This is a genomic window from Kitasatospora sp. NPDC001683, from assembly GCF_053596495.1.
This window is the reverse complement of sequence record NZ_JBSFGK010000095.1, coordinates 22,444-30,317: the sequence shown is the minus strand read 5'-3', so window position 1 is coordinate 30,317 and position 7,874 is coordinate 22,444. Positions and strand designations below refer to the sequence as shown.

Here is a 7,874-nt window from a genome sequence, read left to right as displayed (position 1 = left end):
TCCCGTGGCCGGGGGGGCCCCCCCCCCCCCGGGGGGGGGGGGCGCGGCCCCCCCCCCCCCCCCCCCACGCCCGCCTCCCTCCCACCCGACCAGGCGAGAGGGACGCGCTGCGGGAGGGGCGGTGGAGGGGGGCGTTGCGGGTGATTTTCCGACTGCCAACGGCACCCGGCCATGAGCCCACAGAGTCGGCAGTCGGAAAATCATCCAGCCCCCGGAGCGGCCACCCCGGGAACCGCCCCGGCCACCCACCCTCCCGAGAACCCACCGAACACCCACAGACCCCCCACATCCCCGACAATGGACAAGGCAGCACCCAAGGGAGAGCACCAACCGGAAGGCCGGCATGTCGGGAGCAGCACCACACATCACCGTCCCCACCTGGCTGACGAACAGCGTCACCGCCGCCCACGGCGACCAGGGCCGCCGATGGCTGGCCACCCTCCCCGCCAGCACCGCCGCCCACCTGAGCCGCTGGAACCTCACCCTCGAACGCACCCTGGACCCGGGCGGCAGCCTCAGCCTGATCGCGTACGTGCACCGCGACGACCTCTCCCCCGCCGTCCTCAAGACCGGCCTGGTCACCCCCGAGACCGCCCACGAGCACAGCGCCCTCACCCACTGGGCCGGCCGGGGAGCCGTGCTGCTCCTGGACGCCGACCCCGCCGAGGGCGTCCTGCTGCTGGAGCGCCTGCACGGCGAGATCCCGCTGCGCTCGCTCGCCGAGCCCAAGGCCATGCTGGAGGCGACCAGCCTGCTGCACCGCCTCTGGGTGGAGCCGCCCGCCGGGAGCGTCCTGCCCACCCTCGGGGACCGGGTCGCGGACACCGCCGCCCGTCTCGCCGAGCACCGATCCGATCCCGCCGCGGCCGCCGCCCAGGCCCTGGTCGACGAGGCGCTGTCCACCGCCGAGGACCTGACCGGCTCCGCCGCCGAGACCTTCCTGCTGCACGGCGACTTCCACCACGGCAACGTCCTCGCCGCCGACCGCGCCCCCTGGCTGGCGATCGACCCCCGCCCGCTGGCCGGCGAACGCGCCTACGACCTGGCCCGGCTCGTCCTGGACCGCGCGGACACCCTGCTCGGTTCCCCCGGCGCCCCCGCCGCCGTCCGCCGCCGGCTCCACCAGCTCGCCGAGGCCCTCGACGTCGACCGGGACCGCCTGCGCGGCTGGACCCTGTTCCGCGCCGTCGACCTGGCCCTGCGCGACCTGACCACGGGCCGCCGCGAGGACGCCGAACTCCACCTGGAGTTCGCGGGGCTCCTCTGAACAGGCCGATCCAGCGGGCCGTACAGGCCGATCCAGCGGGCCGCCCCGAGCACGGCCTAAGCGATGCCCCCCGGCCGCCGCAGCGGCAACCGCGCGCCCATCACCGCGTACAGCCGGTCCGTCGCCGGGAACCGTACCGCCCGGGCCAGGTCCTGGTACCCCAGCGCCCGGTAGAGCCGCCGGGCCGGGGTCTCCGCGTCGATCGCCGACAGGATGCTGCGGTCCAGCCCCGACCCCTCGCACAACAGCCGGATCAGCCGCGAGCCCACTCCCTGCCCCTGGAACTCCGGCAACACGTGCAGTTCGGTGACCGCGAACACGTCGTCCAGCCAGTCCGCGTACCCCTGGGCGGTCAGGTACGGCTCGATGACCGTGCTCCACCAGTGCTCCCGCTGGTTCGGCATCCCGTACCCGAACCCGACCAGCCGCCCCCCGCTCATCGCCCCGAACGCGATCACGCCGGGCTGCCGGGCGTGCCGCCCGACGATGTGCAGCCGTACCGCGACCTCCTCGGGCGTGAGGCCGAACGCCACCGCCTGGACCTCCAGCGCCTGCGGCGCCCAGGCCGCAAGGTCGATGGCCTCGATCGTCACCCCGGTCAGCTGATCCATGCTCCGGACGTTACTACCAGCCGCCCCGTGGCGCGGCCGAAGATCGGAACCCGACAACCGGCGAAGCAGCGGCGAACCGCGCCACCACGGCACCCCTCGCCACCACAACACCCCGGGCCGCAGCACGCCCACGAGCGCGCGCTCAGAACAGGACGCTCATGAACGCCCCGACCTCGCGGAACCCCACCCGCCGATACGCCGCCCGCGCCCGCAGGTTGAAGTCGTTGACGTACAGCGAGACCACCGGCGCCACCTCCCGCAGCGCGATCTCCAGCACCGCGGCCATCCCGGTCTCGGACAGTCCCCGCCCCCGGTGCTCCGGCGCCACCCAGACTCCCTGGATCTGGCAGGCGCCCTCGGTCACGGCCCCGATCTCGGCCTTGAACACCACCTGCCCGTCCTCGGTGAACCGCGCGAACGACCGTCCGGTGGTGACGAGTTCGGCCACCCGGGCCTGGTAGAGCAGCCCGCCGTCACCGGCCAGCGGGGACACCCCCACCTCCTCGGTGAACATCGCCACGCACGCGGGCATCACCGCCTCCACCTCGCCGCGCCGCACCCGGCGCACCAGCGGATCGGGCGCGATCTCCGCGGACGGCGAGGAGGTCGCCAACAGCGGCTGGTGGCCCCGGACTTCACGCGCGGGCCCCCAACTGCGTTCCAGCAGTGCCCAGAAGGCGGCGGTCGAGCCGGCCGGTCCGACGATCGAGGAGCAGCGCCGGCCCTGCCGCCGGGCCCGCTCGGCGAAGGCCGCGACGGCCTGCGGCCCGGCGTTGACCAGGACGAGGTTCGCCCCCGCGTAGCAGAGGGCGTCGAGCACGCCGTCCCCGTCGTACCAGCCCCACATCTCCCCGCCGAGCCGCCACGGGTCCAGCCCGACGGCCTCGACCCGGGTGGCGACGAAGGCGTTGGCGACCGGGTCGCGGTGGAGGATCTCCAGGGCGTCCGCGAGGTCGGGCGGCTCCAGCACCCGGGTGGTGGCCAGCGCCCGGGCGGACTGGAAGGAGCTGGGGAGCATCACACCTCGATCGATCATCGAGACAGCACCTCACTGAGACGACTCTGGCCGCACCCTACTCCGTGGCCCCACCCGGCTACGGCCGCGGGGCCGTCCGCGAACGGACGGCCCCGCTTCCGGAAAACTTCGCTGCGACCGCGCTCGGACCACCCCACGGTCCCTCCGCCGTCACTCCGCGGCCACCCCGCGACGTGACCGCCCCGCAGTCATCCCGCGACACGTGACCACCCCGCGGTCACTCCGCGACACATGAGCGCCTCGCGGTCACTCCGCGGCGACGACGGTCGGCGAACCGGCCTCGACGCCCTCCTCCTGCATCTGCTCGGCGAGCTTGAGCGCCTCCTCGATCAGGGTCTCGACGATCTTCGACTCGGGCACGGTCTTGATCACCTGACCCTTCACGAAGATCTGCCCCTTGCCGTTGCCGGAGGCGACCCCGAGGTCGGCCTCCCGCGCCTCGCCCGGCCCGTTCACGACGCAGCCCATGACGGCGACCCGCAGCGGCACCTCCATGCCCTCCAGCCCGGCGGTGACCTCCTCCGCGAGCTTGTAGACGTCGACCTGGGCGCGGCCGCAGGACGGGCAGGAGACGATCTCCAGCCCGCGCTGGCGCAGCCCGAGCGACTCCAGGATCTGGGTGCCGACCTTGATCTCCTCGGCCGGCGGGGCCGACAGCGAGACCCGGATGGTGTCGCCGATGCCCTCGGCGAGCAGCGCGCCGAAGGCGACCGCGGACTTGATGGTGCCCTGGAAGGCCGGTCCGGCCTCGGTGACGCCCAGGTGCAGCGGGTAGTCGCAGGCGGCGGCGAGCTGGCGGTAGGCCTGGATCATCACGACCGGGTCGTTGTGCTTGACCGAGATCTTGATGTCGCGGAAGTCGTGCTCCTCGAACAGCGAGCACTCCCACAGCGCGGACTCGACCAGCGCCTCCGGGGTGGCCTTGCCGTACTTCTCCAGCAGCCGCTTGTCGAGCGAGCCGGCGTTGACGCCGATCCGGATCGGCACCCCGGCGTCCTTGGCGGCCTTGGCGATCTCGCCGACCTTGTCGTCGAAGGCCTTGATGTTGCCCGGGTTGACGCGCACGGCCGCGCAGCCGGCGTCGATCGCGGCGAAGACGTACTTCGGCTGGAAGTGGATGTCGGCGATGACCGGGATCTGCGACTTCCTGGCGATGATCGGCAGCGCGTCGGCGTCGTCCTGGGAGGGGACGGCGACCCGGACGATCTGGCAGCCGGACGCGGTGAGCTGGGCGATCTGCTGCAGCGTGGCGTTGATGTCCGAGGTGACCGTGGTGGTCATCGACTGGACCGAGACGGGGGCGTCGCCGCCGACCGGCACGTTGCCGACCATGATCTGCCGGGAGTGGCGTCGCCGGGCGAGCGGCTTGAGCGGCAGGGACGGAATACCGAGCGAGATCGCGGTCATGTGCGCAGGGTTCCCCGGGGTTGAGGTGTGGTCGATCGCCCCGCCGTCGGGACGGTCGAGGCCGGGCGCGCGGACGATCGCGCACCCGGCCTCCACGGTACGGCACGGTCCGGGCGCCCAGCACACCCGCCGTACCCGTACGCCCTAACCGATCTTCACCGGATTCACCAGGTCGGCCACCATCACCAGCAGGGTGAACCCGATGAAGACGCTGGCCACGACGTAGGCCACCGGCATCAGCTTGGCGACGTCGAACGGGCCCGGGTCGGGCCGCCGGAACAGCCGTGCGAAGCGGCGCCGGACCGACTCCCAGACCGCGCCGGCGATGTGGCCGCCGTCCAGCGGCAGCAGCGGCAGCATGTTGAACAGGAAGAGCGACAGGTTGATCCCGGCCAGCAGGTTCACGAAGATCGCGACCCGCTGGGCGGCCGACTCGTGGAGCGAGAACACCTCACCGCTGACCCGGGCGGCGCCGACCATCCCGATCGGGGAGTCCGGATCGCGCGGGGCGTTGCCCACGACGGCGTTCCACAGGCCGGGGATCTTGCCGGGCAGGGCGGCCAGCGACTTCACCCCGTTCTCGGCCATGTCGTACATCCGGTCGATCGACTGCCCGAAGCCGAGCTGGACGGTTTCACTCCTGGGGGTGAACCCGAGGAACCCGGCCTGGACGGTCTGGCCCCTCACCGGCACGCCGTTGCCGTCGTACTTCTGCACGTCGTTGACGGCGATGGTGGGCCTGAAGGTGAGCCGCTGACCGCCGCGGTCCACCACGATCTCCACCTGCTTGCCGGCCGACTTCCGGATGTCCGCCTGGAGCTGGTCGTAGTCGCGGATCCGGTCGCCGTCGAAGGAGAGCACCTTGTCGCCCTGGCGCAGGCCCACCTCGTTGGCCGGGGTCTTCGGCGCGTCGGCGGGGCAGGTGTCGGTGGGCTGGCCGGCCTTGACGACGCACTGGGCGACCGAGCCGATGGTCGGCACCGCCATGGTGACGCCGAAGCCCATCATGACCGTCAGGAACAGTCCGAACGCCAGGACCAGGTTCATGAACGGCCCGGCGAACATGACGATGACCCGCTTCCAGGGCTTGCGGGTGTAGAACAGCCGGTGCTCGTCGCCCTCCTGGAGCTCCTCGTAGGAGGCCTCACGGGCGTCCTCGATCATGGTCCGCCAGGGCGAGCTGCTGCGCTTGGTGATCCGGCCGTCCTCCCCCGGCGGGAACATCCCGATCATCCGGATGTACCCGCCGAAGGGGATCGCCTTGATGCCGTACTCGGTCTCGCCCTTGCGGCGCGACCAGATGGTCGGGCCGAAGCCGACCATGTACTGCGGCACCCGGATGCCGAACAGCTTGGCCGTGGAGAGGTGGCCGAGCTCGTGCCAGGCGATCGAGACGAGCAGCCCGACCACGAAGACCAGGATGCCGACCACCGTCAAAACCGTTGCCACCGCTGGTCCTCCGTCATGCCGCTCCGCTCATCGTCTCGTCGTACCGCGATCCCTGCCGCGTGGCGGCGCCCTGGTTCCGGCGCCGCCGTCGGGGCCGTCAGCCCGCCGCCAGCTCGCGGGCCCGGGCGCGCGCCCAGTCCTCCGCGTGCAGGACGTCCTCGACGGTCAGGGAAGTTCCCGCCGAAGCCACCCGACCGTCGTGCTGTCCGTGCTCGGCCACGACCTTCGCAACAGTGTCCACGATTCCGGTGAAGGCGAGGCGGCCCTTCAGGAAGGCTTCCACGCATTCCTCGTTCGCGGCATTGAACACCGCCGGAGCCGTCCCGCCCAGGGTGCCCACCTCACGGGCCAGCTCGACGGACGGGAAGGCCTCGTTGTCCAGCGGGAAGAACTCCCAGGTCGCGGCCTTGGTCCAGTCACAGGCGGGGGCTGCGTCCGGCACCCGGTCCGGCCAGCCCATGCCCAGCGCGATCGGCATCCGCATGTCCGGCGGGCTGGCCTGCGCCAGCGTCGAACCGTCGGTGAACTCCACCATCGAGTGCACCACCGACTGCGGATGGACCACGACCTCGATCCGGTCGAACGGCACGTCGTACAGCAGGTGCGCCTCGATCACCTCCAGGCCCTTGTTCACCAGGGTCGCCGAGTTGATCGTGATGACCGGGCCCATCGCCCAGGTCGGGTGCGCCAACGCGTCCGCCGCCGTCACCCCGGCCAGCTCCTCGCGGGTACGGCCCCGGAACGGACCGCCGCTCGCCGTCACCACCAGCTTGCGGACCTCGGCCCGGGTACCGCCGGCCAGCGCCTGGAAGATCGCCGTGTGCTCCGAGTCCACCGGCACGATCTGCCCCGGCTTCGCCAGCGCCTTCACCAGCGGGCCGCCGACGATCAGCGACTCCTTGTTGGCCAGCACCAGCACCCGGCCGGCCCGCAGCGCGGCCAGCGTCGGCCGCAGCCCGATCGAACCGGTGATGCCGTTCAGCACCGAGTGGCACTCCATCGCGGCCAGCTCGGTGGCCGCGTCCGGACCCGCCAGCACGGCCGGCAGCGGACGACCCGCCGCCTTCGCCGCCAGCGCCTCGCGCAGCGCCGGCTCGGCCGCCGGATCGGCCACCGCCACGGTGTGCACGCCCAACCGCAGCGCCTGCTCGGCCAGCAGCTCCACCCGGCCGCCCGCCGCCGACAGGGCGACCACCCGGAACCGGTCCGGATTGCGGAGCACGACGTCGATGGCCTGGGTGCCGATCGAACCGGTCGAACCGAGGATCACCAGCTCCCGGGGGCCGGAGGGGTCCGCCACGGTGGGCGTGAAACGCAGCTGCGGGTGGGCGAGCGAAGTCATGTGCCCATTGTGTCCTGTTCACGGCGCTCCCCAGGACGACCCCCGATCATTCCGATTACCTTCGGAACCATGCGTACCGTCATCGCCGGGGGCCACGGACAGATCGCGCTGAAACTCGAACGGCTGCTCGCCGACCGCGGCGACCGCCCCGCCGGGATCATCCGCCGCCCCGAACAGGCCCGGGACCTCGTCGACGCCGGCGCCGAGCCGCTGGTGCTCGACCTGGAGTCCGCCACCGCCCCGCAGCTCGCCGCCCTGCTCGCCGACACCGACGCGGTGGTCTTCGCCGCCGGCGCCGGCCCGGGCAGCGGCGCCGCCCGCAAGAACACCGTCGACCGCGACGCAGCCGTCCTGCTCGCCGACGCCGCCGAACTCGCCGGGGTCCGGCGGTACCTCATGGTCTCCTCGATGGGCGCCGACGCGGCCGCCCACCACCCCGCCGACGAGGTCTTCCAGACCTACCTGCGGGCCAAGGGCGCCGCCGACGACGCCGTCCGCTCCCGCACCGCGCTGGACTGGACGGTGCTGCGCCCAGGGTCGCTCACCGACGGCCCCGGCACCGGCCTGGTCCGCCTCGCCCCCTCGGTCGGCCGCGGCACGGTCGACCGGGCCGACGTGGCCGCCGTCCTGGCCGCGCTGCTGCACGAGCCCGGCACCGCCGGACAGACCCTGGAGCTGGTCGCCGGGAACGCCACCGTCGCCGAGGCGGTCGCCGCCGCGGCCGGCCACGACGGCTGAACGCGACGCGGGGCCCGGTCCGCA

The 7,874-nt window shown here is 72.8% G+C and carries 7 protein-coding genes; 2 read left to right on the top strand and 5 right to left on the bottom strand.

Annotated elements, in window-relative coordinates:
- Nucleotides 1-343 precede the first annotated feature (343 nt).
- Nucleotides 344-1,267 (top strand): aminoglycoside phosphotransferase family protein, encoded by a 924-nt coding sequence (locus ACWCYO_RS33610; protein WP_270146888.1) that lies wholly within the window; start codon nucleotides 344-346, stop codon nucleotides 1,265-1,267.
- Nucleotides 1,268-1,323: 56 nt separating this feature from the next.
- On the opposite strand, the gene ACWCYO_RS33605 is transcribed toward ACWCYO_RS33610, so the two are convergent.
- The 5 genes from ACWCYO_RS33605 to dxr form a co-directional block, all read right to left on the bottom strand.
- Nucleotides 1,324-1,878: a GNAT family N-acetyltransferase gene (locus tag ACWCYO_RS33605; RefSeq protein WP_270146887.1), complete on the bottom strand. Its 555-nt coding sequence runs from the start codon at nucleotides 1,876-1,878 to the stop codon at nucleotides 1,324-1,326.
- A gap of 142 nt (nucleotides 1,879-2,020) precedes the next feature.
- Complete coding sequence (locus tag ACWCYO_RS33600; protein ID WP_449786330.1) at nucleotides 2,021-2,896, bottom strand: GNAT family N-acetyltransferase; 876 nt, start codon at nucleotides 2,894-2,896, stop codon at nucleotides 2,021-2,023.
- Between the two features lie 264 nt (nucleotides 2,897-3,160).
- The gene (ispG, locus tag ACWCYO_RS33595; RefSeq protein WP_270146885.1) at nucleotides 3,161-4,321 is read right to left on the bottom strand and encodes a flavodoxin-dependent (E)-4-hydroxy-3-methylbut-2-enyl-diphosphate synthase; all 1,161 of its coding nucleotides are present in this window, start codon (nucleotides 4,319-4,321) and stop codon (nucleotides 3,161-3,163) included.
- A 144-nt stretch (nucleotides 4,322-4,465) separates the two neighbouring features.
- Nucleotides 4,466-5,770 (bottom strand): M50 family metallopeptidase, encoded by a 1,305-nt coding sequence (locus ACWCYO_RS33590; RefSeq protein ID WP_270146883.1) that lies wholly within the window; start codon nucleotides 5,768-5,770, stop codon nucleotides 4,466-4,468.
- A 97-nt stretch (nucleotides 5,771-5,867) separates the two neighbouring features.
- Complete coding sequence (dxr, locus tag ACWCYO_RS33585) at nucleotides 5,868-7,112, bottom strand: 1-deoxy-D-xylulose-5-phosphate reductoisomerase (protein ID WP_449786328.1); 1,245 nt, start codon at nucleotides 7,110-7,112, stop codon at nucleotides 5,868-5,870.
- Between the two features lie 69 nt (nucleotides 7,113-7,181).
- Between dxr and ACWCYO_RS33580 the strand changes: the two genes are divergently transcribed.
- Nucleotides 7,182-7,850, top strand: coding sequence for an NAD(P)-binding oxidoreductase (locus ACWCYO_RS33580; protein ID WP_270146881.1), 669 nt, complete (start codon nucleotides 7,182-7,184; stop codon nucleotides 7,848-7,850).
- The last annotated feature ends 24 nt before the right edge of the window (nucleotides 7,851-7,874 follow it).

Excerpts from the sequence above, each read along its gene's own strand:
- ACWCYO_RS33610 (WP_270146888.1), top strand. The coding sequence starts at position 344 with ATGTCGGGAGCAGCACCACACATCACCGTCCCCACCTGGCTGACGAAC.
- ACWCYO_RS33605 (WP_270146887.1), bottom strand. The coding sequence starts at position 1,878 with ATGGATCAGCTGACCGGGGTGACGATCGAGGCCATCGACCTTGCGGCC.
- ACWCYO_RS33600 (WP_449786330.1), bottom strand. The coding sequence starts at position 2,896 with ATGCTCCCCAGCTCCTTCCAGTCCGCCCGGGCGCTGGCCACCACCCGG.
- ispG (WP_270146885.1), bottom strand. The coding sequence starts at position 4,321 with ATGACCGCGATCTCGCTCGGTATTCCGTCCCTGCCGCTCAAGCCGCTC.
- dxr (WP_449786328.1), bottom strand. The coding sequence starts at position 7,112 with ATGACTTCGCTCGCCCACCCGCAGCTGCGTTTCACGCCCACCGTGGCG.
- ACWCYO_RS33580 (WP_270146881.1), top strand. The coding sequence starts at position 7,182 with ATGCGTACCGTCATCGCCGGGGGCCACGGACAGATCGCGCTGAAACTC.